At 50.0% G+C, this 25,936-nt stretch carries 30 protein-coding genes and 4 pseudogenes; 29 read left to right on the plus strand and 5 right to left on the minus strand.

Annotation, left to right across the window (positions count from 1 at the left end; all coding sequences use genetic code 11):
• Window positions 1-27: 27 nt before the first annotated feature.
• The 11 genes from OCY70_RS08025 (at window position 28) to OCY70_RS08075 (ending at window position 8,116) form a co-directional block, all read left to right on the plus strand.
• A complete protein-coding gene (locus tag OCY70_RS08025) occupies window positions 28-948 on the plus strand; it encodes an ABC transporter ATP-binding protein (protein ID WP_213429658.1) in 921 nt (306 codons plus the stop codon).
• Window positions 941-1,675, plus strand: coding sequence for an ABC transporter permease (locus OCY70_RS08030; RefSeq protein WP_213429657.1), 735 nt, complete (start codon window positions 941-943; stop codon window positions 1,673-1,675). Before OCY70_RS08025 ends, OCY70_RS08030 begins: the two co-directional genes overlap by 8 nt.
• A 63-nt stretch (window positions 1,676-1,738) precedes the next feature.
• Window positions 1,739-2,332: an undecaprenyl-diphosphatase gene (locus OCY70_RS08035; protein WP_213429656.1), complete on the plus strand. Its 594-nt coding sequence runs from the start codon at window positions 1,739-1,741 to the stop codon at window positions 2,330-2,332.
• Between the two features lie 532 nt (window positions 2,333-2,864).
• Window positions 2,865-3,479, plus strand: coding sequence for a copper amine oxidase N-terminal domain-containing protein (locus OCY70_RS08040; protein ID WP_249725412.1), 615 nt, complete (start codon window positions 2,865-2,867; stop codon window positions 3,477-3,479).
• Window positions 3,476-3,826 carry a copper amine oxidase N-terminal domain-containing protein gene (locus OCY70_RS08045; protein WP_249725411.1) on the plus strand — a complete coding sequence of 117 codons (351 nt, stop codon included), beginning with the start codon at window positions 3,476-3,478 and terminating at the stop codon, window positions 3,824-3,826. The genes OCY70_RS08040 and OCY70_RS08045 overlap by 4 nt, the downstream gene beginning before the upstream one ends.
• 91 nt (window positions 3,827-3,917) lie before the next feature.
• On the plus strand, window positions 3,918-4,091 hold the full coding sequence (locus OCY70_RS08050; protein ID WP_213429655.1) for a hypothetical protein: 174 nt from the start codon (window positions 3,918-3,920) through the stop codon (window positions 4,089-4,091).
• A gap of 31 nt (window positions 4,092-4,122) precedes the next feature.
• Window positions 4,123-4,302, plus strand: a complete 180-nt coding sequence (locus OCY70_RS08055; RefSeq protein ID WP_213429654.1) for a hypothetical protein — start codon at window positions 4,123-4,125, stop codon at window positions 4,300-4,302.
• A 15-nt stretch (window positions 4,303-4,317) separates the two neighbouring features.
• Window positions 4,318-5,022, plus strand: a complete 705-nt coding sequence (locus tag OCY70_RS08060) for an ABC transporter ATP-binding protein (RefSeq protein ID WP_213429653.1) — start codon at window positions 4,318-4,320, stop codon at window positions 5,020-5,022.
• Window positions 5,015-6,154, plus strand: coding sequence for a hypothetical protein (locus OCY70_RS08065; RefSeq protein WP_261944659.1), 1,140 nt, complete (start codon window positions 5,015-5,017; stop codon window positions 6,152-6,154). The genes OCY70_RS08060 and OCY70_RS08065 overlap by 8 nt, the downstream gene beginning before the upstream one ends.
• Before the next feature lie 23 nt (window positions 6,155-6,177).
• The gene (locus tag OCY70_RS08070; RefSeq protein ID WP_213429651.1) at window positions 6,178-7,356 is read left to right on the plus strand and encodes a sensor histidine kinase; all 1,179 of its coding nucleotides are present in this window, start codon (window positions 6,178-6,180) and stop codon (window positions 7,354-7,356) included.
• A 13-nt stretch (window positions 7,357-7,369) separates the two neighbouring features.
• On the plus strand, window positions 7,370-8,116 hold the full coding sequence (locus OCY70_RS08075) for a LytR/AlgR family response regulator transcription factor (RefSeq protein WP_213429650.1): 747 nt from the start codon (window positions 7,370-7,372) through the stop codon (window positions 8,114-8,116).
• Window positions 8,117-8,181: 65 nt separating this feature from the next.
• Here OCY70_RS08075 and OCY70_RS08080 read toward each other — a convergent pair whose 3' ends face one another.
• Complete coding sequence (locus OCY70_RS08080; protein WP_213429649.1) at window positions 8,182-9,162, minus strand: DMT family transporter; 981 nt, start codon at window positions 9,160-9,162, stop codon at window positions 8,182-8,184.
• A 117-nt stretch (window positions 9,163-9,279) separates the two neighbouring features.
• On the opposite strand from OCY70_RS08080, the gene OCY70_RS08085 reads away from it, so the two are divergent.
• The 3 genes from OCY70_RS08085 to vanS all read left to right on the plus strand — a co-directional run bounded on the left by OCY70_RS08085 (window position 9,280) and on the right by vanS (window position 11,828).
• Window positions 9,280-9,849, plus strand: coding sequence for a helix-turn-helix domain-containing protein (locus OCY70_RS08085; RefSeq protein WP_213429648.1), 570 nt, complete (start codon window positions 9,280-9,282; stop codon window positions 9,847-9,849).
• A gap of 139 nt (window positions 9,850-9,988) precedes the next feature.
• Entirely contained in the window at window positions 9,989-10,684 is a 696-nt protein-coding gene (gene vanR-A, locus OCY70_RS08090) for a vancomycin resistance response regulator transcription factor VanR-A (protein WP_213429647.1), read from the plus strand.
• Entirely contained in the window at window positions 10,674-11,828 is a 1,155-nt protein-coding gene (vanS, locus tag OCY70_RS08095) for a vancomycin resistance histidine kinase VanS (RefSeq protein WP_213429646.1), read from the plus strand. Before vanR-A ends, vanS begins: the two co-directional genes overlap by 11 nt.
• Window positions 11,829-11,844: 16 nt before the next feature.
• On the opposite strand, the gene OCY70_RS08100 is transcribed toward vanS, so the two are convergent.
• Window positions 11,845-12,608 (minus strand): IS5 family transposase gene (locus OCY70_RS08100; RefSeq protein WP_390905211.1). Its coding sequence is split into 2 segments (ribosomal slippage): window positions 11,845-12,272 and window positions 12,272-12,608, totalling 765 coding nucleotides; the frame shifts between segments, so codons are not numbered across the junction.
• A gap of 244 nt (window positions 12,609-12,852) precedes the next feature.
• On the opposite strand from OCY70_RS08100, the pseudogene OCY70_RS08105 reads away from it, so the two are divergent.
• The 6 genes and pseudogenes from OCY70_RS08105 to vanY all read left to right on the plus strand — a co-directional run.
• Window positions 12,853-13,064 (plus strand): annotated as a pseudogene (locus tag OCY70_RS08105) (VanW family protein); the annotation flags it as partial.
• 125 nt (window positions 13,065-13,189) lie between these two features.
• Window positions 13,190-14,158, plus strand: coding sequence for a VanH-A/VanH-Pt family D-lactate dehydrogenase (gene vanH, locus OCY70_RS08110; protein ID WP_213431310.1), 969 nt, complete (start codon window positions 13,190-13,192; stop codon window positions 14,156-14,158).
• Window positions 14,151-15,185, plus strand: a complete 1,035-nt coding sequence (gene vanA, locus OCY70_RS08115; protein WP_213431309.1) for a D-alanine--(R)-lactate ligase — start codon at window positions 14,151-14,153, stop codon at window positions 15,183-15,185. Before vanH ends, vanA begins: the two co-directional genes overlap by 8 nt.
• Window positions 15,186-15,187: 2 nt before the next feature.
• A complete protein-coding gene (gene vanX / locus OCY70_RS08120) occupies window positions 15,188-15,796 on the plus strand; it encodes a D-Ala-D-Ala dipeptidase VanX (RefSeq protein WP_213431308.1) in 609 nt (202 codons plus the stop codon).
• Between the two features lie 62 nt (window positions 15,797-15,858).
• A complete protein-coding gene (locus OCY70_RS08125) occupies window positions 15,859-16,047 on the plus strand; it encodes a hypothetical protein (RefSeq protein ID WP_213431307.1) in 189 nt (62 codons plus the stop codon).
• A 186-nt stretch (window positions 16,048-16,233) separates the two neighbouring features.
• Window positions 16,234-16,933 (plus strand): annotated as a pseudogene (gene vanY / locus OCY70_RS08130) (VanY-A/VanY-F/VanY-M family D-Ala-D-Ala carboxypeptidase); the annotation flags it as partial.
• A 17-nt stretch (window positions 16,934-16,950) separates the two neighbouring features.
• Here the strand turns inward: vanY and OCY70_RS08135 are convergent.
• Window positions 16,951-17,714, minus strand: a protein-coding gene (locus tag OCY70_RS08135) for an IS5 family transposase (RefSeq protein ID WP_261944658.1) whose coding sequence is annotated in 2 segments (ribosomal slippage) — window positions 16,951-17,378 and window positions 17,378-17,714 — 765 coding nt in all. Because the reading frame shifts where the segments join, the coding sequence is not laid out codon by codon here.
• Window positions 17,715-17,761: 47 nt separating this feature from the next.
• Between OCY70_RS08135 and OCY70_RS08140 the strand changes: the two are divergent.
• The 4 genes and pseudogenes from OCY70_RS08140 to OCY70_RS08150 form a co-directional block, all read left to right on the plus strand.
• Window positions 17,762-17,959, plus strand: a pseudogene (locus OCY70_RS08140) (D-Ala-D-Ala carboxypeptidase VanY); the annotation flags it as partial.
• Window positions 17,960-18,280: 321 nt separating this feature from the next.
• Window positions 18,281-18,355 (plus strand): hypothetical protein, encoded by a 75-nt coding sequence (locus tag OCY70_RS36050; protein WP_373871535.1) that lies wholly within the window; start codon window positions 18,281-18,283, stop codon window positions 18,353-18,355.
• A gap of 101 nt (window positions 18,356-18,456) precedes the next feature.
• Complete coding sequence (locus tag OCY70_RS08145; protein ID WP_249725619.1) at window positions 18,457-18,933, plus strand: VanZ family protein; 477 nt, start codon at window positions 18,457-18,459, stop codon at window positions 18,931-18,933.
• Window positions 18,934-19,026: 93 nt separating this feature from the next.
• Window positions 19,027-19,329, plus strand: coding sequence for a cupin domain-containing protein (locus OCY70_RS08150; RefSeq protein WP_261944657.1), 303 nt, complete (start codon window positions 19,027-19,029; stop codon window positions 19,327-19,329).
• 30 nt (window positions 19,330-19,359) lie between these two features.
• Here OCY70_RS08150 and OCY70_RS08155 read toward each other — a convergent pair whose 3' ends face one another.
• Window positions 19,360-20,235 carry a metallophosphoesterase gene (locus OCY70_RS08155; protein WP_213431037.1) on the minus strand — a complete coding sequence of 292 codons (876 nt, stop codon included), beginning with the start codon at window positions 20,233-20,235 and terminating at the stop codon, window positions 19,360-19,362.
• A gap of 174 nt (window positions 20,236-20,409) precedes the next feature.
• On the opposite strand from OCY70_RS08155, the gene OCY70_RS08160 reads away from it, so the two are divergent.
• From OCY70_RS08160 to OCY70_RS08170, 3 genes are all read left to right on the plus strand, one after another.
• On the plus strand, window positions 20,410-21,522 hold the full coding sequence (locus OCY70_RS08160; protein WP_213431038.1) for an MGDG synthase family glycosyltransferase: 1,113 nt from the start codon (window positions 20,410-20,412) through the stop codon (window positions 21,520-21,522).
• Window positions 21,523-21,751: 229 nt separating this feature from the next.
• A complete protein-coding gene (locus OCY70_RS08165; RefSeq protein WP_213431039.1) occupies window positions 21,752-22,873 on the plus strand; it encodes an AAA family ATPase in 1,122 nt (373 codons plus the stop codon).
• 32 nt (window positions 22,874-22,905) lie between these two features.
• Window positions 22,906-23,967 (plus strand): vWA domain-containing protein, encoded by a 1,062-nt coding sequence (locus OCY70_RS08170; RefSeq protein ID WP_249725621.1) that lies wholly within the window; start codon window positions 22,906-22,908, stop codon window positions 23,965-23,967.
• Window positions 23,968-24,451: 484 nt separating this feature from the next.
• On the opposite strand, the gene OCY70_RS08175 is transcribed toward OCY70_RS08170, so the two are convergent.
• Entirely contained in the window at window positions 24,452-24,901 is a 450-nt protein-coding gene (locus tag OCY70_RS08175) for a DUF5946 family protein (protein ID WP_213431040.1), read from the minus strand.
• Window positions 24,902-25,140: 239 nt separating this feature from the next.
• Between OCY70_RS08175 and OCY70_RS36055 the strand changes: the two are divergent.
• Window positions 25,141-25,242, plus strand: a pseudogene (locus tag OCY70_RS36055) (hypothetical protein); the annotation flags it as partial.
• Complete coding sequence (locus OCY70_RS36060; RefSeq protein ID WP_373871536.1) at window positions 25,242-25,601, plus strand: sigma factor-like helix-turn-helix DNA-binding protein; 360 nt, start codon at window positions 25,242-25,244, stop codon at window positions 25,599-25,601. The pseudogene OCY70_RS36055 and the gene OCY70_RS36060, both read left to right, overlap by 1 nt.
• The last annotated feature ends 335 nt before the right edge of the window (window positions 25,602-25,936 follow it).

The following is a 25,936-nucleotide window of genomic DNA, read 5'->3' on the forward strand; positions in this document are numbered from 1 at the left end:
CATCGCGCCGCAGCAGGAGGTGCAGCAATGACCGCAATTATCAAGACGACCCGATTAACGAAGACCTATGGCGATCAAATCGCGGTGGACAACCTGAACATGACGGTGAGGCAAGGGCAGATTTATGGCTTCCTCGGCCAGAATGGCGCAGGCAAAACCACGACCATTCGCATGCTGCTCGGGTTAATCAAGCCGACGCGCGGGGAGATCGAAATGTTCGGGGAACATCTGCACAGCAAGCAGAAGGAGATATTAAGGAGAGCAGGGTCGATTGTCGAGTTTTCAGGCTTCTATGAAAACTTGACCGCCCGGGAGAATCTGCTCATCAATGCCAAGCTCATGGGCGTTCCTAAAAAGAATGCCATCGAGGAAGCGCTCGAGATCGTCGGGCTGCAGCATGAGCCCGCCAAGCGGCTCGGCCAATATTCCTTGGGAATGAAGCAGCGGCTGGGCATCGCCCGCGCCATCCTTCATCATCCGGAGCTGCTTATCCTCGATGAGCCGACCAACGGCTTGGATCCGATCGGCATCAAGGAGATCCGGAAGCTCATCAAGTCGCTGGCCGAAGAACGAAACATAACGATTCTGATTTCGAGCCATATTTTATCCGAAGTCGAGCAATTGGCCGATCATATCGGCATTATTCATCAAGGCAAGCTGCTAGAGGAGCTCTCCTTTGCCGAGCTTCGGCGGCGGAACCGCAAATTTCTCGAGTTCCAGGTCTCGAATGATAACCGGGCGGCCATGCTGATGGAGCAGCATTTCGGCATTTCCGACTATGAGGTGCAGGACGGCGGGATTATCCGTGTGTACTCGCATCTTGGTCAACAGGGGCAGATTAATAAGTTGCTGGTCGAGCATGAGATCGAAGTGACGAGAATTGCGCTGAGCGAAGATGGATTGGAAGATTATTTCATTCACTTGATAGGGGGCGGAACGATTGGTTAATTTGATATATACCGATCTTCTGAAGCTGAAGCGGGCCAAAATGTTCATGGTCAGCCTGATTGGAGCCGCGGCCGCCCCGATTATGGTCTTTATCGGGTATCTGGATTACATGGCCAAAAAGCCCGGCATGCCCGTCTTATACAGCGACGCGTGGTCGGAGAGCAATCTGTATACGACCCTGCTTATCGGGACGCTGCTGTACGGCGTCATCACGGCTTATCTGTTCAACCGCGAATATGCGGAAGACACCTTGAAAAACCTGTTGACTATCCCGGTGTCCAGAACCGGTCTCATTGCCAGCAAGCTGGTGCTGCTGTTCCTGTGGATCATGGTATTGACCTTTACGTCGTGGGGACTGACGTTTATATTCGGATTGCTGGGGCAGTTTGAAGGCTTGACTGCCGGCGTTGTGCTGCAGTCGTTGAAGAAGTTTTTAATCGGGGGCAGTCTGCTCTTTCTCTTGTCGACCCCGACGATGTTCGTTTCTTTTCTGTTCAAAAACTATGTGCCGACCATTATTTTTACGGCCGTGATTACGATGGGGAACGTGGCGTTGGCCAACCGGGAATACAAGGCGATCTTTCCGTGGTCGGCGGTCCATGTAATCGCGGAGAACGGCTTCGTTCCGGCTTATCCTCCGCTGTATTCCTATGCGGTGATTATTGCCGCCGCAGTCATCGGGTTGATGGCCACGATCGTGTACTTCAACAAAACGGACATTCATTGAAGTCGTCCAGTTGATTCTGTCGTCATATAGAAAGAGAAATACAAATAGAGGAGGAAGGTCATTTTGTCTCAATGGAATATAGATATCTTTCGCGCCATTAATGATCTGGGCAAGCAATTCGCTTCCCTCAATCCGGCCGCCGTCTTCGTGGCGGAATATATGCTGTACCTGCTGGCCTTGGCCATGCTTGTCTATTGGTTCACCCGCAGCGGCCGGAACCGAATGATGGTGATCCAGGCGGGACTTGCGTTTATTTTGGCGGAAATCATGGGGAAAGCGGCCGGCAAGCTCTACTCGCATCATCAGCCGTTCGCTGAGCTTCCGCAGGTCAATAAGCTGATTGACCATGCTATCGATAATTCTTTTCCGAGCGATCATACGATTCTCTTCTTCTCCGTCTGTGTCTCCTTCTGGCTCGTTCGCAGGAAGGAAGGGTGGATCTGGCTTGCGCTCGCATGCTGCGTAGCCGTCTCCCGGATCTGGGTAGGGGTTCATTATCCTGTAGATATCGCGGCGGGGGCGCTTATGGGCATTGTGTCCGCCTTGGTCATGTACTGGCTCATTCCCAAGCTCGGGTTCGTCAAGCGACTGCTTGCTCTGTATGAACGGGCGGAGCGGCGCATCCTGCCGAGCAGAAGCAAATCCGATAGCTTCTGAGAAGAAGGGGAGCTGTCCCATAAGTAGTTATTAGCTGCAGTGAGACAGCCCCCCTGCTTCTCGCCGCTCGACTCCCCGAAAAAACTGCGAAAGTGCAGTTTTCCCTTGTGACGCGTACTCTGTTACAGGCATTCCTGCAAAACCGCAGGAATTTCAGCCATGCCAAGGGATTGGAAGAAAAAATAGGGGAAATTGATGTACTGTTGCAGGAATGGCATCAGATAGCGGCGGAAATCGTGTAAATTCCTGTACCAATGCAGGATTCGCCTGCCTTACCTTCCGATCGGCAGCGGGGCTCGCCTGCTTCTGGCCGCGAAGACGCTACTGCCGTGGACGCTGATTGAGAAGCTGGTCTTGCGTCTCCTTCGCTGAACTGGCCTGCGGGAGAAGGAGATCAGGGCTCTCTGCCAAAAAATCACGCTCTATGCAACCTTCTGCGAATCATCTCCGTCTGGGAGTGTGAAAAAGCGGTCAACCAATTGCGCAATTGGAGTCCATGATATGACCTGCACTCCAGAGAGGATGACATCGAATGAACAAAACCATTACCGCTTCTATCGCTTTGGCGATCGCGCTGATGAGCGCGCAACCTTTTGCCACGCCGGCGAGCGCGATGAACGATCAAGGGACGGCAGTTCCCGTGGAGCAAGAACGTAATTTTTATGATGAATATGTGAAGCAGTTCGTCCATAATGAGAACGGAGAGATCATCGGCACGACCCGCGAGACGAGCCTCAACCAGGACTGGCTGAAGAAAGTCGCCGAGCGGTACAGCTTGACCGTTGACGGCCAGAACGTCGATGCCGGCGCTGTCCTGGACGGCAACTGCCTCCTCATTCCGCTGCGGCCGGTCATGGAGGGTATCGGTTACGAACTGACATGGGACGCCAAGAACAAGTCGGTCGAAGCTGTGAAGGGCGCTCTATGGACAAGCATGAAGCTCAACAAGGACCAGTACAACTATGCTAAGATGCCGATCCAGCTCGGCAAAGCTCCCGTGATCAAAGAAAATAGGATGTATGTGCCGCTGCAATTTGCAGCCGAAGTGCTGAAGGCGGACGTGAGCTTGAACGAGCAAGGCGATGTCACGATACAGAGCGGCCGCATCAGCTCCCGGAAGATTCCTTCGGGGGCATGCATTGGGTGATCGTCGTCAATGGCGAGGGCATCGGCGTCAAGTCTGAGGACGTCTTCACGACGGAAGATGACGTGATGGTGCCGGCGGAAGCGATCGGGAAGGCGCTTGGCTACACAGTCGAGCTTAATAAGGATACGGGCGCTTATGAATTCGTGCGCGGCGCGAAATGGATCGCCTTGAAGGAAGGCGGGAACACAGCCGCCGTCGGCAAAATGAGCGTCGAACTGAAAACGGCTCCGATCGTCAAGGACGGCAAGATCTATCTTCCGTTCGGCTCGCTGGCCGATGTCTTCGGCGTAAAGGCGGGCATCGACCCGACCGGCGTCATTGGAATTCAAGAAGAGTTATCATCATAGATCAACAAGAGATAAAAAACATACGAACAAGATATGAAAAAGGAAAAGACATGCTTCGGAGATTCGCCCGGACTAAGGGAGAGCTCGAGGCATGTCTTTTATCGTCCTGCGCCTGGAAGAGCTCCAGGTTGGAGGCAAGCGCATCCTGAACGTGCCCGCTGAGGTCTTGACCGTCACTCCAGTCTGCCGCCCGAGGACTGTCGGCACGAATACGATGTCTGTCAGGACGGAACGGCAGATCTCCTCCAGCGAACAAGTACAATAAACGTATCAACTCATTAGGGGAGGGGTCAGCGATGCTGCTGGATACGAAAAAGAAAAAAATACGCTTTGCCGTCATCATGCTTGCCGTATGGGGGACGGGAGGCGTCATATATGCCATCAAAGGCAGCCTCCTGCTCTCGATCGTCGCGTTCGCCGTGGCGCTTGGAATGGGCTTGAAGCTCTATGGCGCCCTGAAACAGTCGGACAAATAAGGCAGGGTGAGAGCGATGATACTGGAAGTGAACCATTTACATGGTTGGTATACGAAAAAGAAGCCCGTTATCGAGGATGTTCACTTGCGGATCGAGGAGGGGAGCATCTGCGCTTTGCTCGGCGCGAACGGCGCGGGAAAAACAACCTTGCTCCATATTCTGGCCTCAATCCACAGCCAATATAGCGGGGAGATTCGCTACTGCGGCGAGAAGCTGACGCCGGGCAATTCGTTGCGGCTGAAGCGCCATCGATACTTTATCCCTGATCATCCGGAACTGTTCGATGAGATGCCGTCCATCGCCTTTATGGAATTGGTGCACCGCTTATACGGCAAAAGGCTCGATACAGACCGGTTGGCGGAACTATGCGCGGCCTTCTCTTTCGACGCATTCCTTCATCGGAAGATCGGCGCCTTGTCGCTGGGCAACAGGCAGAAGACGGCGCTTATCAATGCGCTGCTGCTTCAATGCCCGCTGCTTATTATGGACGAGCCGCTGGTGGGCCTGGACGCGGTGGCGATCGAGACCTTCTACCGGGAACTAAGGGCCTATGCGGCGCAAGGGAATGCGGTGCTGCTGTCCACTCACTTATTCCCGATTGTGGACCGTCTTTGCGACCAAGCCTTCATTCTTCACCAGGGGACCATCGAGGAATGCGTCACGATAAGCGAGCGGCGCTCGGTAAAAGAGCGCTTCTTCCGGGTGATTGGCCATGACTAACCCCGCATCGGTCTTTCAAGTTCTGCTGCTCGATGAGACCAAGAATAAAAAGTGGACCAGGGAGCTGTTCGCGGTCGCGGCCGTCATGGCGGTCATCCTGTTCGTCATCCCCGCTCCGTATACAGCTCTCGGCCTCCAATCGCTGGGCACCCTTCTGAAGGGGACGATGGCGGCTGCATTGTATTTGTCGACGCTGTCGTCCATCTCCAAGGTCCGAGACCGGAAGTACAAGCTGATGCTGTCTCTGCCGATAGACAAGAGAACGTTCATTTTCCAGTATGCGCTCGTGTTATGGATCAAGACCTATGCGCTTCGCGTCATGCCCATAGTCCTGTCCATTCTTGCCGTAAGCATGCATAGCGGGAGGCTCACGCTTCTGCAATCCGTCTTGGCAGGGGCGGCATGCGCCATCGCCGGGTGGACCGCTTCATTCGTCAGCATTGGCGCCGTTATTTTCGCTTATGAACGCGGCTTCCTGCGGTTCCCGTCGGGGCGATCGAGCATGAAGTTCAACTGGCTCAAGCGGGAGTTCGTCCGCTTCGCAAGCGATAAAGTGCTCCTTGTGAATCACATTGGGTATTCGTTGTTTATACTCTTTTTCCTCTGGAACGCCGTTACGGTCTCCGGTGTGGACAACGAATTGGCGCTCTTCCTGTTGACTCTGCTGTCGACATGCTCGACGCCCGGCGTGTTGTTCTCCTATGAGAAGCCCTGCCGCGAGCTGCTGCTGTCGCTGCCGGTATCGATGAAGAGCCTGTTCGCCGGGAAATATATATTCAGTCTCGTGATTACGGTGCCTCTGTATGCGGCTGCCTATGCGATCGTCCGCGCCTCTCATCCGGCGGGGTATTCGCCAGGGCTGCTCTTTGTCATGCTGTGCTCGCTCGTACTCATCACGTTCCTCAAGCTGTATTACGACTATAAGCGGCCGAATTACAATTGGAGCCATACCCGCCAGATGTTCGAGCATAAGCGCAAGTATGCGCTCTGGGCCATGTCGATGGCCGTATCGGCAACCTGGATGTTATACTCATATGTGTCGATACCCGGGATCATCGCTGCCCAATCGCTATTGACGTGGGGCTTCCTGTTCGCGATTCGGAGGGGAGGACACTCAGACCGGGCAACCTAGAAAAGAGTAGCCGGTGGTGTAAGATGGATATTAGTACGGCGTGGATCATCGTTTTATTCTTCCTGCTCCTGTATATACGGACCAAAGACGTTGCGGCATCGCTGCTATTCGGCGTGCTGACCTATGTGAATTTTGTGTTCGCCCTTCAGATCAGCCACATTCTATGGGCAGAGATGCTGAACATGCATCATCCGGCGGCTGAGCAGTTATTTCTGTTCGCGTTCATCGGAATCGTCGCCTATCTGATCGGGCGCTTGTTTGCGGACGGAGCGAAGCGGGAGGGCCGCGGCGAGCAGCATGTGTTTTCTTTGCGGCAGCGCATATTTATTTTGTTCGGCAATATGTGCATGATTATGGGAGGGATATATCTTTCCCTTATCTTTTACCGGGACGCGACCGATGTGGACGGCATGCTTTTGCATACTCTTCTGCTCATGGTGTATATCGCCGTCATTGTTTCGAGTCACCGGTTATATACGCACACGTTCGCGAAGGAAATGGAGAAGCGGCAGATGGAGCGGGAATTGGGGCAGATGGAGGAGTATGCGGCATCCCTGGAAGCGGTGCTGCATGATATGCGGGCATTTAAGCATGACTATGCCAACATTTTATCGACCCTGCAAGGGTTCATTGAGGAAGAGAATTATACAGAGCTGAAGCGCTACTTCTATGACGATGTATATGGGTATTCCGAGAAGCTGTTCCAGATGAATACGAGACTGTCCCTGCTCGGACATATCAAGATCGCGCCGCTCAAAGGGGTTGTCTCCTCCAAAATGCTGCGAGCCCTGACGGAGCGAATCGATATCTTTATCGACATTGCGGAAGACATTGACGAGGTGGACATGTCCACGATCGATCTGTGCCGAATCATGGGGATTCTGATGGACAATGCGATCGAGGCAGCGCTGGAGACGCCGGAGCCGCGGATCGAGCTGGGCATCGTGTCCGCGAAGGATTCCGCGCTTTTCATTATCAAAAACAGTTGCTCTGCGCAGGTCCCTCCGCTTTATAAAATGTTCGAATACGGATTTTCCACCAAAGGAGAGAATCGGGGTCTCGGCCTGTCAACCGTGCGGGAACTGCTCGATCGCAAGTACCCCCAGGCGACTCTGAACACGGAGATCGACCCTGCCGCAATGACATTCATGCAGCAGCTTCGAATCAAGCAGATCCATCACGGGAAGGATATATCGGGATAAAGGGGATTACCTTATGTTGAGCGTCTATATATGCGAGGACAACACACGGCAGCGGGAACAGCTTGAACGAATCGTGACCCATTCCATTATCAAGCAGAAGCTGGATATGAAGGTGGCTCTGGCTACCGGCGACTATCGCGAACTGGTGGAGCGGCCGGGACGCGACGGCACTCCGGCCCTTTTCCTGCTGGATATTGATCTGAAGGCCGATATGAACGGCATCCAGCTCGGCGGTCTGCTGCGCGACAAGTATCCGGACTGCTTGATCGTCTTTGTAACTACTCATTCGGAACTGAGCTATCTGACGTTTCAGTACAAAGTCGAAGCCTTTGATTTTATTATGAAAGATCATCCGGACCAATTTCAGATGCGGTTGGAGGAGTGTCTCCGCATAGCATATGAACGCCATTTGAAGAAGGGCGCAGATCCCCGGAGGATCACGATCGAAACCGATGAATCCATTATCAATGTGAAATATGAGGATGTGCTCTTTTTCGAGACTTCTTCCTCGCCGCATAAAATCAAGCTCCATGAGCGGAACCGGCAGATCGAATTCTATGGAACGCTGAAGGAGCTGGAGAAGCAGCTGGACGATCGGTTCTACCGCTGCCACAAGGCGTATATTGTTAATGTGAATAATATCCAAGAGATAGACAAGCTGAAGCGGGTGGTCCATATGGTTAACGGAGAGACATGCTATGTTTCCTTCCGCTATTATAACGGACTCCTGAAGGCCATGACGACCCAGACGGATAAATGAACGCTCCACGCGACACAACCCTCCGGCGGCACCGGAGGGTTGTGTCATGTATGGGAGCCGCCGCCTTACGCGCTCTGCTCCTTGGCTGCCGCCGCAGGCTTCGCCGGCGCGAACCGCCGGCCCGCCAGGCTGGTCGCCACCATGCCGACAATGACGATGATCATGCCCGCCATCGACCAGCCTTGGGGGAAGGTGCCGTTCAGCAGCAGCACTTCGCCAAGCACGGTGAATACCATGGTGCCGGATTGCGTCGATTCGACCGCCGCCAGCAATATGTTATTGTGCTTCGCCATATCGGTGGCGAGGAAGAACAGCAGACTGGCGATAACGCCGGAGCAGACAGCGAGCAGCAGCGCCTGCAGAAGCTGCGGGCTGGTCGGCCAACCGACGCTTGCCGTTCCGTACAGGCCGAGCAGAATTGCGATCGGCAGGCTGCTGATCGCCATGCCCAGCGTGCGCTGGAAGGTGTCCAGCTTGCCGTGGCACAGCTCCATCATCTTGCGGTTGCCGAGCGGATAGAGGAAGGCGGCGGCGAGAACCGGAAGGAAGCCCGCCAGCAGCTCGGACATCGTAATTTGCCCCGCTTCGGTCACTTGCATGAGGATGACGCCGATTAATATAATGACAGATAGACGCAAGCTTTTATAGGGAATCGCCTGCCGAACTTTGCGCGGCCCTTCCGGCGCAGGCACGGTCACGCAAAAGAGCGGCGACAGCAAGGCTCCCGCCAGGATCGTGATCTGCCACGTTCCGGAAGTGAGCCAGGAAGGGGCGAAGACCGCTGCGAAGCTCAGCAGCGAGTAGAAGCCGACGCCGCCAAGGGTGCCCCAGAGCAGCCATTGCAGCGGGTGCTTGCGCATCTCGCGGAGCAGGCCCGCCAGGTTGCCGCGGAAGGCGACGATGGCGATCAGAAAGGGAAGCGCCAGCAGAAAACGGAGCGACGCGGTCCATGCCCAACTCGTGCCGGACAGATTCATGGCCCGATTGATAAGAAAGGTCGCCGAGAAGAACAGCGACGATAATATGCCAACAATGATGGCTCTCATTTGTCTCACCTCATTGATAATCGTTTTTCATTCAGCTACAGTAAAGAATAATATACTAAAACATATAAAAAGTAAACTAAAATATGTTTTTATTCTCTGGTAAAGGTGTGGTGCGGCATGAAGCCTGTTCATGAAGAGGAGACGAAGCAGCTGATGCAGTCGGTCGGCGGCAACCTCCGCAAGCTGCGGAAGGAGCGGAAGCTGAGCCTGGAGGAGCTCGCGGCGCTCACCAGGGTAAGCAAATTGACGCTCGGCAATATCGAGCGCGGGGACACGAATCCGACGATCGGGATGATGTGGAAAATTTCGAAGCAGTTGGAGGTCCCGCTGATGGCGCTGTTGAAGCCGGGAAATGCCGTGTCGATCTCCCGTGCGGGCGAAGGGCCGAAATATGACAGCGATCAGCCGGGTTGGACGCTGGAGCCGATGTTCAGCGATGTCAGGGAAAAGCTGGAGATGCATCGCGCGTTTGTGATGCCGCATACCGTCTACATCCCGGAGAACCATCATGCCGGCACGATTGAGATTGTTACGGTGATGGCAGGATCCATCGAATTAACGATCGGCGAGAAGACGTATTCGCTGCAAACCTTTGATTCCATTCAATTTTCGGCTGCGGAATCCCACCGCTATCATAATCCCGGCGAGGAGGAAGCGGTATTGCATTTAACGATGTGTTACCCTTGAACAGGAGGATATTAATTTTTTTTCAAATGGATCAGCGGATATCCTACGTGGATCAGTGGATTCCAGTGATTATAAAAACTATATATTCGGAAAAGATTCCGATTGAGAAAAGCAAATCCATAAAGGAGAGTTGATAACTATGAGCGATAAAATACTTGTTGTGGACGATGAACATGAAATTGCCGAATTGGTTGAGCTATACTTGAAAAACGAGAATTATACGGTTTTCAAATACTATACCGCCAAAGAAGCGTTGGAATGTATAGACAAGACCGAGCTTGACCTTGCCATATTGGACATCATGCTTCCCGGCGCAAGCGGCCTCGCTATCTGCCAAAAAATAAGGGACAAGCACACCTATCCCATTATCATGCTGACCGCGAAAGATACGGAGGTAGATAAAATTACAGGGCTAACAATCGGCGCGGACGATTATATAACGAAGCCCTTTCGCCCGCTGGAGTTAATTGCGCGGGTCAAGGCGCAGTTGCGCCGATACAAAAAATACAATGGAGTAACGGAGCAGAACGAAAATGTTATCGTCCACTCCGGCCTTGTCATTAATATAAACACGCATGAGTGTTTTCTGAACGAGAAGCCGTTATCCCTCACTCCCACCGAGTTTTCAATCCTGCGCATCCTCTGTGAAAACAAGGGGAATGTGGTTAGCTCCGAGCAGCTATTTCATGAGATATGGGGCGACGAATATTTCAGCAAGAGCAACAACACCATCACCGTGCATATCCGGCATCTGCGCGAAAAAATGAACGACACCATTGATAATCCGAAGTATATAAAAACGGTATGGGGGGTTGGCTATAAAATTGAAAAATAAAAATAAGAATAAAAAAACCGATTATTCCAAACTAAAACGAAAACTCTACCAGTATATCGTTGTGATTGTTATGGCAGCAGTTGTATTCGTGTTGTTTTTGCGTTTATTTATCAAGGGGACACTTGGGGAGTGGATCGTACGTTTTTTGGAAAACAGTTATCACTTAGAGCGTCAGGACGCTATGAAAATATATCAGTATGCTATACGGAACAATATAGAAATCTTTATTTATGTGGCGATTGCCATTAGTATTCTTATTCTATGCCGCGTCATGCTTTCAAAATTTGCAAAATACTTTGACGAGATAAATAACGGCATTGATATACTTATTCAGAACGAAGATAAACAAATTGAGTTTTCTGCGGAAATGGAGTTCATGGAACAGAAGCTCAACACATTAAAACGGACCCTGGAAAAGCGAGAGCAGGATGCAAAGCTGGCCGAACAAAGAAAAAATGACGTTGTTATGTACTTGGCGCACGATATTAAAACGCCCCTTACATCCGTTATCGGTTATCTGAGCCTGCTTGACGAGGCGCCAGACATGCCGGTAGAGCAAAAGGCAAAGTATGTGCATATCACGTTGGACAAAGCGTATCGCCTCGAACAGCTAATCGACGAGTTTTTCGAGATTACGCGGTATAACCTCCAAACGATTACGCTCACGAAAAAGCACATAGACCTATACTATATGCTGGTGCAGATGACCGATGAATTTTATCCGCAGCTTGCCGCGAATGGAAAACAGGCGGTTATCCATGCTTCCGAGGATTTGACCGTAACCGGCGACCCCGATAAGCTGGCGAGGGTCTTTAACAACATTTTGAAAAACGCCGCTTCATACAGCGAGGACAACAGCGTCATTGACATTACGGCGGGCCTCTCCGGGGATGTGGTGTCCATCGTTTTCAAGAACGCCGGAAGCATCCCCAAAGATAAGCTCGCTGCCATATTTGAAAAGTTTTACAGGCTGGACGCCGCCCGTTCTTCCGATACGGGCGGCGCGGGACTTGGATTGGCGATTGCAAAAGAAATCATTGTTCAGCATGGCGGGCAGATTTACGCGGAAAGCAATGATAACTACACGACGTTCACGGTAGAGCTTCCGGTCTTGCCAGACTTGGTTGATAAAAGAAGTTCCTAGGGCGTGTATGCAAACCTTAAGCCAACCAGATCATGGAAGAGGCCAGCTTTAAGAAGGCAACAAAAGTACAGGCCAATTTATCGTACCGAGTTGCCAGCCGACGATTATGTTTGAGTTTGTTGAACAGGCATTCGACCAGATGACGCTCTTTATACAACCACCAGTCGGTTGTACGTTGGATCGTGCGATTCTTCTTACTGGGAATGACGGAATGGGCCAGTTTCTCTTCCAAAAGCGCAATGATTTTATCGGTATCGTATCCGCGATCCGCCAAAACATGTTTACCTTGTATGTCTTGGGTTTGCAGGATCTCATAACCCGTTACACAATCATTGATGTTGCCTGCGGTTACTTCGAAGCGTAGCGGATTGCCAAGGCCGTCTACAACGGCATGAATCTTGCTGGTTAATCCTCCGCGTGATCGTCCGATGGCTTGGAATTGCTGCCCCCTTTTGCCCCCGCGCCGTGTTGGTGAACACGAACGATGGAAGCATCGAGCATAACACTTTCGTCATCGGGATTGGCAGCCAGAACGTCTAGCATTCGATCAAAGATGCCTGCTTTCTCCCAGCGGCGGAAACGACTGTAGACACTGCTCCAGGAGCCATAATGCTCTGGCAAGTCTCGCCAAGGCGCACCAGAACGAATCACCCAAAGCATGGCATTGAACATTTTTCGGTTATCGATTGCCGGACGTCCACCCTGTGGTTTCCGTTCCGGTGGCAAGAGGTCTTTGAGTCGTTCCCATTGGTCATCTCGTATCTCATATCGTCTTCTCATAGGATAAGTTTACCAGATATTTGGCTATTTCGATAGTTTGCGTACACGCCCTAAGAAATGAACATCGTTTCTTAGGAAAATCTTAAGGTCATCTCTACTTTTTCTTAGGAAATTAACAATTTAATATTAAAAAATGGCTCGTTCTTATGCGGTAGACTTAAACCGTAAGAAGGAGCTTTTTTCGTTTCGCCAGAGAAGGAAATGACAAGTTATGCGTGGATTAAAATACAAGACAGGTGCTCACATGGGCAGAAAAAGAGTGACACAAATATTCCCTTTCCAGTTGCCGGTCAGGGTAATGCAGCGGAAAATGTGTTTTTATGCCGGGATGCGGTTTGATGGCCGCCGCTACGCGGACACCATTGACGGAACCTGAAGCTGGCGGCAAAGACACTGAACGGCCTTTTGATAAGACCGGGCGAAACCTTTTCCTTTTGGCGGCTTGTCCGCCTTGCGGTAGAGGTCAGAATTGTAAGGTTCATTCTTTTTGAGAATGTTGTAGATATGTTTCAATTTACCGCGATCGGCATCCCCGTTTTATTTCTTATTGGTGCCTTTCGCAGAAAGGAATGGTCTTGATTATGAAAAACATCGGCATTACCGTTTATGGATGCGAGCAGGATGAGGCAGATGCATTCCGTGCCCTTTCGCCGCGCTTTGGCATTACACCCACGATAATTAACGCCGCCGTGTCAGAAGCCAACGCCATATCAGCCCCCTGCAATCAATGTATCAGCGTGGGACACAAATCCGAGGTTTCCGCGTCTATTCTTCTTGCGCTGAAGAGAGCCGGCGTGAAATATATCTCTACCCGAAGCATCGGCTGCAATCATATAGATACAACTGCCGCTAAGAGAATGGGCATCGCTGTCGGCAATGTGGCGTATTCGCCGGATAGCGTTGCCGATTATACCATGATGCTGATGCTTATGGCAGTACGCAACGCGAAATCTATTGTACGCTCTGTGGAAAAACATGATTTCAGGCTGGACAGCGTCCGTGGCAAGGTGCTGCGCGACATGACAGTCGGCGTGGTGGGAACCGGCCATATAGGCAAAGCGGTTATTGAGCGGCTGCAGGGATTTGGATGTCATGTGCTGGCTTATGATCGCAGCCAAAAAATAGAGGCAAACTATGTTCCGTTTGATGCGTTGTTGCAAAATAGCGATATCGTTACGCTTCATGTGCCGCTCAATGCGGATACGCGCCATATCATCGGCCACGAACAAATGAGGGTAATGAAGCAAGGCGCGTTGATTATCAATACAGGGCGCGGCGCGCTTGTAGATACCGATGCGCTGGTTAAAGCATTGGAAAACGGAAAACTGGGCGGTGCCGCATTGGATGTATTGGAGGGAGAGGAAGGGCTTTTCTACTTTGATTGCGCACAAAAAACAATTGATAATCAATTTTTACTGAAACTTCAAAGGATGCCGAACGTGATAATCACGCCGCATACGGCTTACTATACCGAACAGGCGTTGCGTGATACCGTTGAAAAAACAATCAAGAACTGTTTGGATTTTGAAAGGAGCCAGGAACATGAATAGAGTAAAAGTTGCAATCCTGTTTGGCGGCTGTTCGGAGGAGCATGACGTGTCGGTAAAATCCGCAAGAGAGATCGCCGCTAACATTGACAACGAAAAATACGAGCCGTTATACATTGGAATTACGAAATCCGGTGTTTGGAAAATGTGCGAAAAACCGTGCGCGGAATGGGAAAACGGCAATTGCTGTTCAGCCGTGCTCTCGCCGGATAAAAAAATGCACGGATTGCTTGTTAAAAAGAACCATGAATATGAAATCCACCACGTTGATGTAGCATTTTCGGTTTTGCACGGCAAGTCGGGTGAAGATGGATCAATACAAGGTCTGTTTGAATTGTCCGGTATCCCCTTTGTGGGCTGCGATATTCAAAGCTCCGCGATTTGTATGGACAAATCGCTGGCATACATCATTGCGAAAAACGCTGGCATAGCTACTCCCGAATTTTGGGTTATTAATAAAGACGATAGGCCGGCGGCAGATGCGTTTACCTATCCTGTTTTTGTTAAGCCGGCGCGTTCAGGCTCATCCTATGGGGTGAAAAAAGTCAATGGCGCGGACGAATTGGACGCCGCAATTGAATCGGCAAGACAATATGACAGCAAAATCTTAATTGAGCAGGCTGTTTTGGGCTGTGAGGTCGGTTGTGCCGTATTGGGAAACGGTTCCGAGTTGATTGTTGGCGAGGTGGATCAAATCAGGCTGCAGCACGGTTTCTTTCGTATTCATCAGGAAGCCGAGCCGGAAAAAGGCTCTGAAAACGCAGTTATAACCATTCCCGCAGACCTGTCGGCAGAGGAGCGAGGACGGATACAGGAAACGGCAAAAAAAATATATAAGGCGCTCGGCTGTAGAGGTCTTTCCCGTGTTGATATGTTTTTACAAGATAACGGCCGCATTGTACTTAACGAAGTCAATACCCTGCCCGGTTTCACGTCATACAGCCGTTATCCCCGTATGATGGCCGCTGCAGGTATAACGCTTCCCGAACTGATTGACCGCCTGATCGTATTAGCGTTAAAGGGGGAATAAGTATGGAAAAGGGATTTGTTTTTTTAGATGAAATATTGCACGGTGTTCGCTGGGACGCCAAATATGCCACATGGGACAATTTCACAGGGAAACCAGTAGACGGATATGAGGTCAATCGCATAGTGGGAACACATGCCTTAGCCCTTGCGCTGCTGGAGGCGCAGAAGCAAGCGGCGGCTCTTGGGTACGGTTTGCTGTTATGGGACGGGTATCGGCCCAAACGTGCGGTAGATTGCTTCCTGCGTTGGTCCGAACAACCGGAAGACAACCTCACAAAAGAAAGATACTATCCGAATATCGAGCGAACCGAGCTGGTTGCAAAGGGATATGTGGCGTCACAATCAAGTCATAGTCGCGGAAGTGCTATTGATCTTACGCTTTACCACTTAGATACGGGTGCGCTTGTTTCCATGGGAGGCAGCTTCGATTTTATGGATGAGCGTTCACACCATGCGGCAAAAGGAATTTCAGGCAATGAAGCGCAAAATCGCAGACGTTTGCGTTCCATCATGGAAAACAGTGGGTTTGAAGCATATAGCTTCGAATGGTGGCACTATGTATTAAGAAACGAACCATACCCCAATAGCTATTTTGACTTCCCCGTTAAATAAACTTTTTACCGTTGCACGGACAACCTATATAAAGGTATCTCTTTCGGCAGGGAATCCGTCGTTTGATAATCGTAATCTTCTGCTCACGTTCGCCGCAGGGCAGCAATTCGCGGCTCAATTGCTCCAGTTCCGCTTGGTACCGGGAGGAACAGGCCGCCCTTGCCGGCCATATCCTGGAGGCGCTCTGCAGCCGCAGCCTTTCTCTGTCCGAGGCCGGCGTCGAGATCGGAAAGACCCGCGCCTCTACCTGAATCGCCCACGCGCCATCGCCAAGTGCGGGCGCGTGGGCGATTTCTGGCTCAAATGCAAATATCCCGGCATGGCGTATATTGCCGAGAGGTGGCCACGTCCAGCATCGACTACAAACCTGAAATCTCCCGCGCGCTGACCCAGCGCGGCATTATCACCAAGCCGCTCACTTAAGGAGGAAACTGAAAATGAAGAAGTGGGGTTTTTTATTGTTATTTTTATTGTGCTTAGGTTTTGCCTTCATTAATAAAGCACTGTTTTTTCAGGAAAAAGTAGAAATTCTAAACTATGAAAAAAATCCCAAGGAAGATTTAGATAATAGAGGGACTTCTGAAAGTATCCAAACGAAAACGATTACAAATGAACAGATTTATCAAGGAAATCTGCTCTTAATCAACAGTAAATATCCTGTTCGCCAAGAAAGTGTGAAGTCAGATATCGTAAATTTATCTAAACATAACGAATTGATAAAGGGATACGGGTTGCTTGATACGAATATTTATCTGTCAAAAGGAATAGCACAAAGAATTTTCAGAGATGGTCAATGATGCTGAAAAGGAAGGGGTTAGTCATTTTTTGATTAATAGTGGCTATCGTGACTTTGATGAGCAAAGTGTGCTTTACCAAGAAATGGGGGCTGATTATGCCTTGCCAGCAGGTTATAGTGAACATAATTCAGGCTTATCAATTGATGTAGGATCAAGCTTAACGAAAATGGATCGAGCACCTGAAGGAAAGTGGCTGAAAGAAAATGCCTGGAAATACGGCTTTATATTACGCTATCCAAAGGATAAAACTGATGTTACTGGAATTCAATATGAACCATGGCATATCCGTTATGTTGGTTTCCCTCACAGCGCGATTATGAAAGAAAAGAATTTCGCTCTAGGGCGTGTATGCAAACCTTAAGCCAACCAGATCATGGAAGAGGCCAGCTTTAAGAAGGCAACAAAAGTACAGGCCAATTTATCGTACCGAGTTGCCAGCCGACGATTATGTTTGAGTTTGTTGAACAGGCATTCGACCAGATGACGCTCTTTATACAACCACCAGTCGGTTGTACGTTGGATCGTGCGATTCTTCTTACTGGGAATGACGGAATGGGCCAGTTTCTCTTCCAAAAGCGCAATGATTTTATCGGTATCGTATCCGCGATCCGCCAAAACATGTTTACCTTGTATGTCTTGGGTTTGCAGGATCTCATAACCCGTTACACAATCATTGATGTTGCCTGCGGTTACTTCGAAGCGTAGCGGATTGCCAAGGCCGTCTACAACGGCATGAATCTTGCTGGTTAAGCCTCCGCGTGATCGTCCGATGGCTTGGAATTGCTGGCCCCTTTTGCCCCCGCGCCGTGTTGGTGAACACGAACGATGGAAGCATCGAGCATAACACTTTCGTCATCGGGATTGGCAGCCAGAACCTCTAGCATTCGATCAAAGATGCCTGCTTTCTCCCAGCGGCGGAAACGACTGTAGACACTGCTCCAGGAGCCATAATGCTCTGGCAAGTCTCGCCAAGGCGCACCAGAACGAATCACCCAAAGCATGGCATTGAACATTTTTCGGTTATCGATTGCCGGACGTCCACCCTGTGGTTTCCGTTCCGGTGGCAAGAGGTCTTTGAGTCGTTCCCATTGGTCATCTCGTATCTCATATCGTCTTCTCATAGGATAAGTTTACCAGATATTTGGCTATTTCGATAGTTTGCGTACACGCCCTAGAAGAATATATGGATTTTTTGAAGGAACAGAAGTCCATTACGACTACAATAGACCACCAAGTCTATAAAATCTTTTACTATCCTATCTCCCAAAATACAACAATTTCTGTGCCTGCGAATGGCCAGTATGAAATTTCAGGCAACAATATGGATGGCGTGATTGTGACAGTGTATTCTGGTAAGCGAGACTAAGTTTACGGCGGACAAGGCTCGGGCGGAGAGGAACGGATGAACGGCGGAAGCAGGTTGTAGAATTGGGTTGTTCGGGCATTTTTTGCCTCCTATATGTACGCATTATTCAAAATCATCCTGCTCAAGTTTGGCCAGGCAGACGTCGAGTTTCTATGGGTACGGCTAATGCGAAACTCGACCAACCCGGAATGTATTGCCGCTCGGCTGCATGCCGGCAATCTGATTTTCCTTATTGCGGGTGGTAACAGCTTCGCTATGACATGATTGAACAGAAAACAGGTATCTCAAGAGTAACTGTCGCAAAAAGAAATCAATCCAGATGTGATTTTTAAAGATGGTAAAACAGAGCGTATGAATGTATTCATTCGTTATAGAAACATAGAGAGCCAAGAATAAATAATTTCTTAGTACGGTTATTCTAATTTCTTGTACATTCATGCCCATAAGCGAACCAGCATTGTTTCAGGGTGGCGCGACAAGAAATTGGAGGAGAAATATTGGAAAATAAAAAATTGACATTCGTATTATTCATAATCTATGTATTAGCACTTATTTGGTTAGTTCTTTTTAAGTTACAGTTTTCTTTTGATCAAATAGACAGAGTGCGAGTAATTAATATGATTCCACTTAATAAGTCTGTGTTTTCTGAGGTGTATAGCAATATAAGCATTTTTGTACCTTTGGGTATCTATATTTGCATGTTGAAAAGTAAGTGGTCTTTTATGAAAAAACTTGTTTCAATTCTTGGTTTTACTCTGGCATTTGAGATTATACAATTTGTTTTAGCAATCGGAAGAAGTGATATTACTGATATACTGGCCAATACACTTGGAGGTACAATCGGTATTGGTATTTATGAGCTATTATTCAAGATTCTAAAACACAGGACGAATAAATTTATAAATTTATTTGCCTTGGTGTTAACTTCTTGTGCCATATTTTTTATTCTCTTTATATTTAAAAGGCACAGGTAGGTACGTAATGAATGAATTAGATTAGATGGAACACGGTATGTGGGGAAAATTTCCTTAACGTTGTAAATTCGCATTTTCCTGACGCTGGAGCCGATGTTCAGCGATGTCAGGGAAAAGCTGGAGATGCATCGCGCGTTTGTGATGCCGCATACCGTCTACATCCCGGAGAACCATCATGCCGGCACGATTGAGATCGTTACGGTGATGGCAGGGTCCATCGAATTAACGATCGGAGAGAAGACGTATTCGCTGCAAACCTTTGATTCCATCCAATTCTCGGCCGCGGAATCCCACCGCTATCATAATCCCGGCGAGGAGGAAGCGGTATTTGCATCTAACGATGTGTTACCCTTGATCGAGAGGATTATGAATGATACTAGTGAAATGGGGTCATAATAAAACGCAACAAAAAAAAGACTCTGGCGGTTACATGGCCGCCAGAGTCTTTGCTTGTTCTTGTTCGCTATTCGATGCGGATGATGCCAACGGCAAGCGGTGGATGGTGATTTCAGGCCGGCTGCCTACGCGAATGTTCACTCCAGTCTGCCCCAAGCCTTCGCTGATATAGAATGGTTTGCCGTCATAGACATGCAGACCTTTGATCATATTCATGCCGACCAGCTTCCCCATGGCCGCCAAATGATACGGCTTCGGCCAATGGATTTGTCCTCCATGAAAATGGCCGCAAAGCAAATAATCAAACCGATAGCGTCTCATGTTCAGCACAATATTCGGATCATGCGTAAGGACAAGACGGTATCCGTGCCCGATTCCATGGAAGGAAGCGGCGAGATCGCTTCGTTCCGTGCTGGAGTCATCGATCCCGATAATATTGAGCCGCGTACCGTTGATGTCAATCCTGTCATTCTCGTTCTGCAGCGTTTTACAACCGTTCTGCTCTAAGGTTTGCTGCAACGAAGCAAAGTCCTTCCCCTTCAGCACATAATCATGATTCCCGAACACTGCGTACATGCCGTATTTCGGCTGCAGGCGGTTCAGCACCTTGAGATAAGGGACCAGCTTCGGTATAGAGCGGGTCCGATCGAGAAAATCGCCGGTAAGAGCGATGAGATCGATCTGTTCATCTGCAAGCTTGTCGAATAATTGATTGGGCGAAATCGAGATGTTCTCCAGATGCAAGTCCGATAGATGCAAGACATGAATGGCCTGTCCGGAACGATTCGGTCCATTGCTCTCCAAGCTGATCTTGTTCATATTTACTTGCCGCGTATTCAGATGAGCTTTATATAAAAGGTAGGTCAGCATAGCCAGGAGGATTGCGATAAACACAAAAAATAGCATAGCTTAAATCTCCTTTCTATATACCAGTATATAAGGATCGGCAGGTCGATGTCTGCGGTAATTCATGGAGTGGATGGTATTCCATCTTCGATCTATGATCTTGGATGTATGCCGGCCGGTGATTTCGCGCAAATTAAGCATTCAAGAGGAAGCTTGGTTGCGGAGGAAAAGAACATGTCCAAAAAAGTTCTGTTACTGCCCTTTTTGCAAATCAAAATGGGACATCATCAAGCCGCCGACGCGCTGGTGGAGCACATGCTGTCGATCGATCCGTCCATCGAATGCGATATCGTTGATATTTTGGACTACAGCTACGGCAGCCGCGTGGAAGGCTTGGTGTCCTCAACCTATTTGAAATGGATTCACTTCCTGCCGCTCACTTACAGCTGGATGTACCGCAAAAGCTGCGGCGGCCAGCTCCGCCATAAGAGGCGTTACCGCCTCTATGAGATGATCTTTATGAGAGGCATGCAACAATTGATACGGGAAAAGCAGCCGGATTGCATCCTGTGCACTCATTCGCTGCCGTCGTACTTGCTTGATCGCTTGAAATGCAAAGGCCTGCTATCCATTCCGGTAATCAATGTGTATACGGATTTTTTTATCAATGATGTGTGGGGGAGGGACGGGATCGATTATCATTTCGTTCCGGATACGCATATCAAGGACTGGTTGACCAGCCGATCCGTTCAGGCCGAGCATATCTTCGTCACCGGCATACCGGTGCATCCCCAATTCACCGCTTCGCGTCCGGAACGGAAACAAGCGAATTCCGAATTCACGGTCTTGATTACGGGGGGAAATCTCGGCGCCGGGGTGATGAAGGCGATGTGCCGCACGATCGGGAAGGCGGAGGGCGTGCGGTATATCGTGTTATGCGGGAAGAACAAAGCGCTCTATCGCCATTTGAAGAAGAAAAACTGCCCCAGCATCATTCCGATGCCTTATATTGAATCGAGAGCGGAAATGAATGATTTATACAATCAAGCCGACGCGGTACTGACCAAGCCGGGGGGAGTAACGATTAGCGAATGCTTGTATAAAAAAGTGCCGATTCTCGTCTACCATGCCTTGCCCGGGCAGGAAGAAATCAATCTGCTGCATCTGCTCGACCAACAATTGATCGTGTACGTGAAGGATTGGGCGAAAGAGACGATGGACAAGCAACTCCAACTGCTCTGGAATAAAAAGGCGATGGAGCGTCTGACGGGACAAATGAATGCTTACAGCAGGGATATATCGGATCTGAGTTCAACGCTTCGCCACGTTCTCAAACTGCCGCAGTAGAGGGCCGGAGCTGCATATGCATAATAGCCGCATGATGGCGGCTTTTTTTGTGCGCCAATTTGGCTGTTCGGCCTGCCGCGAGCATCTCTTGGGCGAAGACACGGATTGACGAATACGAACATGCCGTCTATAATTTGATTTAGTAATTTAGTAAATAAGTAAATTACTAAATAATTAATGTTGAAGCATCGCGGCGCGTTAACCGAAACGGCCCGAGAGGAGGAGGAACATGAATCACGAGGAAGAATTTCGCTTGTCGCCTGCAAGACAATTGACCGAGATCGAACAAGCGCTTGTCTGGACAAAGCCGCCTTCTCATCAAGCAAGCGAGGAAGAATTGCGGATATGTAAAGAAATAAAGCGCAACTGGAACCGCGGCGAGATGAAAATCGCGAATATTTTGCTGGAGGGCGATGCCGGCTCGGGCAAAACGCAGCTTGCCAAAGCATTGTCCGCCCATTTCGGGCTGCCCTATACGAAGGTGACTTGCTTCGCCGATATGGATAAATCCGATGTGATCGGGGCGATTTTGCCGGTGATTGCGCCCGAACGGATCAAAAAGCTGGAACCGGAAGAACAGCTTGCCTTGAACGCTTTGTATGAGAGCGACGGGTTCCGGAGCGCCACGGAAATATTGACGGACGCCCTGGGGGTACCCCCGGAAGAGGCGGCCCTGAAGATGAAGCAATTGTTGAAGAGGGTTGGGCAACATCACGAGGGCGAAGCGGTGGAGTATCGATTTTACCCCTCCGAGATCGTCAGGGCGTATCAGCATGGCTATCTGCTGGAAATCCAAGAGCCGACCGTAATTCGCGATGCGGCCGTGCTCATGGCCCTGAACTCGGCTCTAGAGCTGGATGGAAGCATCAACCTGCCGACCGAAGTGATCCGCCGGCATCCCGACTTCATCGCGGTCATTACGACGAATCGCAGTTATGCCGGGACGAGGCCGCTGAACGAAGCGCTGCGCGACCGGGTGCAGCATACGGAGAAGATGGATCTGCCGGCCAAGAGTGTTATGGTGGAGCGGGCCATGGCCAAAACGGGCTCTCGAAATCAACGGGTGCTGGGCGTGTTGGCGGATGTCATCATTGTTCTCGATCAAGCAGCCCGGACCCATGCCATCAAGGGCGTGGCCGGGATGCGCTCGTTCTTCTACTGGGCGGATGCGGTTGCCGGAGGCGCTTCGGCCCGTGAGTCGCTCTATTATAAAGTCATTTACAAGATGACGACCGATTCCGAAGAAATCAAACGCTTGGAAGAAGCGCTGCAAAGCCGTGAGCTGTTGGCAGGTCTGGATGATATAGATGCCGCCGCAAAAAAAAAACAATTTTTGGAACCGCTGAAATAAGGTCATGGGGGGCAGCCGACGACATTGCTGCTATGGATGACAACCAAGCCGAGGAAAGGGGCGTCGCCTTGAAAAAGACGGCGGATAGCGACGAAAGCTCGATTGGCGCAGCGGCATCCAGTGAATCAGCCGGTACGGCAAGCCGGGATCTGGGAGAGGACGGGGCCCCTCTTTATCATCAGCTCCATCCGGATTCGGTGCCGGACGACGCGAAGCCCCGACAGCGGGATTTCCGGAAAAGGCGGAATCAAGAGGCTAGAGAGGCGGCGGCTCAGTCGATTCATAAAGGGATCAGGCTCATCGTTCATCATCCGGACGTCCTGGATGAGCATCGTCAGGAATATGCCCGCCTGAGCAAGGAGCTGATGCCTATCGTGCGGGAAATGGCCAGACAAGCGCTTCCGCTGCTGGAGTATGAGAGTTCTTCGGAATGGGCGAGGAACCGGTATTACGGCAGCAAATTTGTGGCTGACAGCGTAGCTTACCGCGATTATAAGCATTTCGCCAAGCGGCGTCCTCCGACGGAGTCCCCGTCCCTGGCCGTCGGTCTGAGAGTGGATGAGTCGGCATCGATGTCCGCCTTCGGCAGGCTTGAAGCCGCCAAGCGCGCGGCGCTCGCCGTCTACGAATTTTGCCGAATGTGCGAGCTGCCTGTATGCATCTATGGCGATACGGCAGACGCTTCCCGCTTGGAACAGATGTCGATATTTGCTTACACCGACTTCGAGAAGGCGGATCCCGAAGATCGGTTCAGGCTGATGGGGATGCGGGCCAGAAGCAATAACCGGGATGGACTGGCTCTTCGAATCCTTGGAGATCGGTTAGCTGCCGCTCCGCAGCAGACCAAGCTGCTGATCAGCATCAGCGACGGCCAACCGAAAGCGAGGGATGACTATACGGGAAGCTGTGTGATCCAGGATATGCAGCAGACCATCGCCGGGTATGAGCGGAAGGGAGTGGCCGTGCTGGCCGCCGCCATCGGCCAGGATAAGGAGGTCATTAGCCAGATCTATGGAGCCGAGCGATTTTTGGATATGACGAATTTGCAAGAGCTCCCGGTCAAGCTGGTCCGGCTTATCGCCCGGTATATGTGATGGCCCGGTTCCTATCCCAATCTGAAAAATAGGAAGTGCTGAGAAAAATGGAGGCCGACAAAGATTGCCGACATGGGCTGGGAGCTGAGGCAAATCGTAAAGCCGTGGGAGTGTCTCATAGGCATTGCAAAATGATTGAGGTGACGAGTCAACAGAGAATGTGGATGCGGGAAAAACGGCGGCGGGCAAAGCGATAGAAGATAGATGAGGCAGCGTGATCCTGGTTAATGCAGCAATTTACGTTATTTGACCTCCTATTTTGATGAAATTCCTGCAAAAGCACATTATTTTCATCGATTTTTATTTTATATTTATTGGATAGTCTGAAATTGATGCAGTTGTGCAGGATTCCCTGCAACGGAGTACAGGTCATAAAGGAAAGCTGCAGTTTTGCAGTTTTCGGCGAGACGAGCTTTGAGAATCAGGGGGCTGTCTCACTGTAGTTAAATACTGCCTTTGGGACACCCCCTTTTTTTGGTTTCCGTTATTCATGAAGCTCCGTTCTAATCCTGTCCCTCCATTTCAATAGATTGGCGATTGCATGTTGTTCACCGCCCATGTAGATATCCTCAATGGTCATGGTCCAAGGTTTATAGTTCCGTATTCTTTCTTGATTGGGAAGAGGATTGGTTATTTTGCCTGCTTTGCTGACGAGTTCGCGATTTCTTTGCAGAATATAGGCCGTGTCCCATTCATTATCATAGGCGTCAATAAATAAACGAACCAAGATCCGGTAACCTTCTTCTGTATAATTGGAGGGGTGCTTTATCATGTAACAAGCAACCAGCCAAAAATGCAAGGCATACAATTCGGGATCGCGATGCTCCCAAGCAAGAGGAAAGCCGAATAGCTCGTAGCAGGAAAATCCGTCGAGACCTTGCGCTCCGCATTCCGCACATCTTCCTGACTCCATCACGGTGCTGTTGTCAACCACTTTGGATCGCCCTCCGATCAAAACTGCTGTTTATTCAAGTTTACAACCATACCGTAACGTAAGGTCAAGCTTATTTTTGTTTCGCTGGTCGTGGAGACGCTGTACCATGGAGTGGGGGAAGCAGCACCAGAGCAGCGTTCGTAAACAAAACCGGGCTTGTTGAATAGGAGCACCATGTCAGACAACGGGAGATAGCCAAGCTGATTGGCACGAAATTTCATAATGAGAGGATGTTGACGATGAAGGAATCAGTAACGATTCAGCAGCCCCCATCTTATGGCCCGCTTGGCCATTTGCCTTTGATTGACAAAAACAATCCGACCCTCTCTCTGTGCAAGCTGTGCATTGCCTCACTCCCAAAGAGCGGAAAATATTTGAGGCTTGCTTTTTTCGCCAACTGAGTCCAGAGGACATCGCGTCCATGTACCAAATGACAACCGGCTCCATTTATACTTATATACACCTCTCCCGCCATAAGTTTCGAAAAGAGCATGCCCGTGCCTCCTTGGGGATATTGCCTCCGAAACAAGGGTTTTCATTGACGAAAAGCAGTGTTTTGACATTGCCGGACTGGCCGGCGCAGCCTTCCATAAAATGCCGAGACCAAACGTTATGCGTCGCTTTACTTGCGCGGCGTTCCATTCGATGGGGAAGCCAAGCGATTAACGCTGCTGGCTTCGTACGCTTAGGAACAGGCTGACGGAATCGATAGAGAAGGTAGGCTCATTCGTACCGTTTGTCCGCACCTTGGAGATGCTGTTGCAAGAGATTCTTGAAAACTGTGCCTCATGTTTGGAACAAGCAAATGAACTTGAAGCGGCTGCCGTGGGATACATGGAAAAAGCGCTCACCTTGCTGATCGATGAGAAGGGACGATAACCATGACGGAAATCCGATTTTTACGCAAATTGCATACAACATAAAAATGTGATCGCTGCGAAGGAATCATTTGAACGAGCAAACCCGGGTATCCAAATTATTATTAAGCAATTCAAATAATTATTTTGAGATGATGCAGGCTTATAAGTCCGATTG

The sequence above is a fragment of the Paenibacillus melissococcoides genome (assembly GCA_944800085.1).
In the GTDB taxonomy this organism is placed as follows: Bacteria; Bacillota; Bacilli; order Paenibacillales; family Paenibacillaceae; genus Paenibacillus_B; species Paenibacillus_B melissococcoides.

Excerpts from the sequence above, each read along its gene's own strand:
- OCY70_RS08025 (WP_213429658.1), top strand. The coding sequence starts at position 28 with ATGACCGCAATTATCAAGACGACCCGATTAACGAAGACCTATGGCGAT.
- OCY70_RS08040 (WP_249725412.1), top strand. The coding sequence starts at position 2,865 with ATGAACAAAACCATTACCGCTTCTATCGCTTTGGCGATCGCGCTGATG.
- OCY70_RS08050 (WP_213429655.1), top strand. The coding sequence starts at position 3,918 with ATGTCTTTTATCGTCCTGCGCCTGGAAGAGCTCCAGGTTGGAGGCAAG.
- OCY70_RS08055 (WP_213429654.1), top strand. The coding sequence starts at position 4,123 with ATGCTGCTGGATACGAAAAAGAAAAAAATACGCTTTGCCGTCATCATG.
- OCY70_RS08060 (WP_213429653.1), top strand. The coding sequence starts at position 4,318 with ATGATACTGGAAGTGAACCATTTACATGGTTGGTATACGAAAAAGAAG.
- OCY70_RS08065 (WP_261944659.1), top strand. The coding sequence starts at position 5,015 with ATGACTAACCCCGCATCGGTCTTTCAAGTTCTGCTGCTCGATGAGACC.
- OCY70_RS08070 (WP_213429651.1), top strand. The coding sequence starts at position 6,178 with ATGGATATTAGTACGGCGTGGATCATCGTTTTATTCTTCCTGCTCCTG.
- OCY70_RS08075 (WP_213429650.1), top strand. The coding sequence starts at position 7,370 with ATGTTGAGCGTCTATATATGCGAGGACAACACACGGCAGCGGGAACAG.
- OCY70_RS08080 (WP_213429649.1), bottom strand. The coding sequence starts at position 9,162 with ATGAGAGCCATCATTGTTGGCATATTATCGTCGCTGTTCTTCTCGGCG.
- OCY70_RS08085 (WP_213429648.1), top strand. The coding sequence starts at position 9,280 with ATGAAGCCTGTTCATGAAGAGGAGACGAAGCAGCTGATGCAGTCGGTC.
- vanR-A (WP_213429647.1), top strand. The coding sequence starts at position 9,989 with ATGAGCGATAAAATACTTGTTGTGGACGATGAACATGAAATTGCCGAA.
- vanH (WP_213431310.1), top strand. The coding sequence starts at position 13,190 with ATGAAAAACATCGGCATTACCGTTTATGGATGCGAGCAGGATGAGGCA.
- vanA (WP_213431309.1), top strand. The coding sequence starts at position 14,151 with ATGAATAGAGTAAAAGTTGCAATCCTGTTTGGCGGCTGTTCGGAGGAG.
- vanX (WP_213431308.1), top strand. The coding sequence starts at position 15,188 with ATGGAAAAGGGATTTGTTTTTTTAGATGAAATATTGCACGGTGTTCGC.
- OCY70_RS08150 (WP_261944657.1), top strand. The coding sequence starts at position 19,027 with ATGTTCAGCGATGTCAGGGAAAAGCTGGAGATGCATCGCGCGTTTGTG.
- OCY70_RS08155 (WP_213431037.1), bottom strand. The coding sequence starts at position 20,235 with ATGCTATTTTTTGTGTTTATCGCAATCCTCCTGGCTATGCTGACCTAC.
- OCY70_RS08160 (WP_213431038.1), top strand. The coding sequence starts at position 20,410 with ATGTCCAAAAAAGTTCTGTTACTGCCCTTTTTGCAAATCAAAATGGGA.
- OCY70_RS08165 (WP_213431039.1), top strand. The coding sequence starts at position 21,752 with ATGAATCACGAGGAAGAATTTCGCTTGTCGCCTGCAAGACAATTGACC.
- OCY70_RS08170 (WP_249725621.1), top strand. The coding sequence starts at position 22,906 with ATGGATGACAACCAAGCCGAGGAAAGGGGCGTCGCCTTGAAAAAGACG.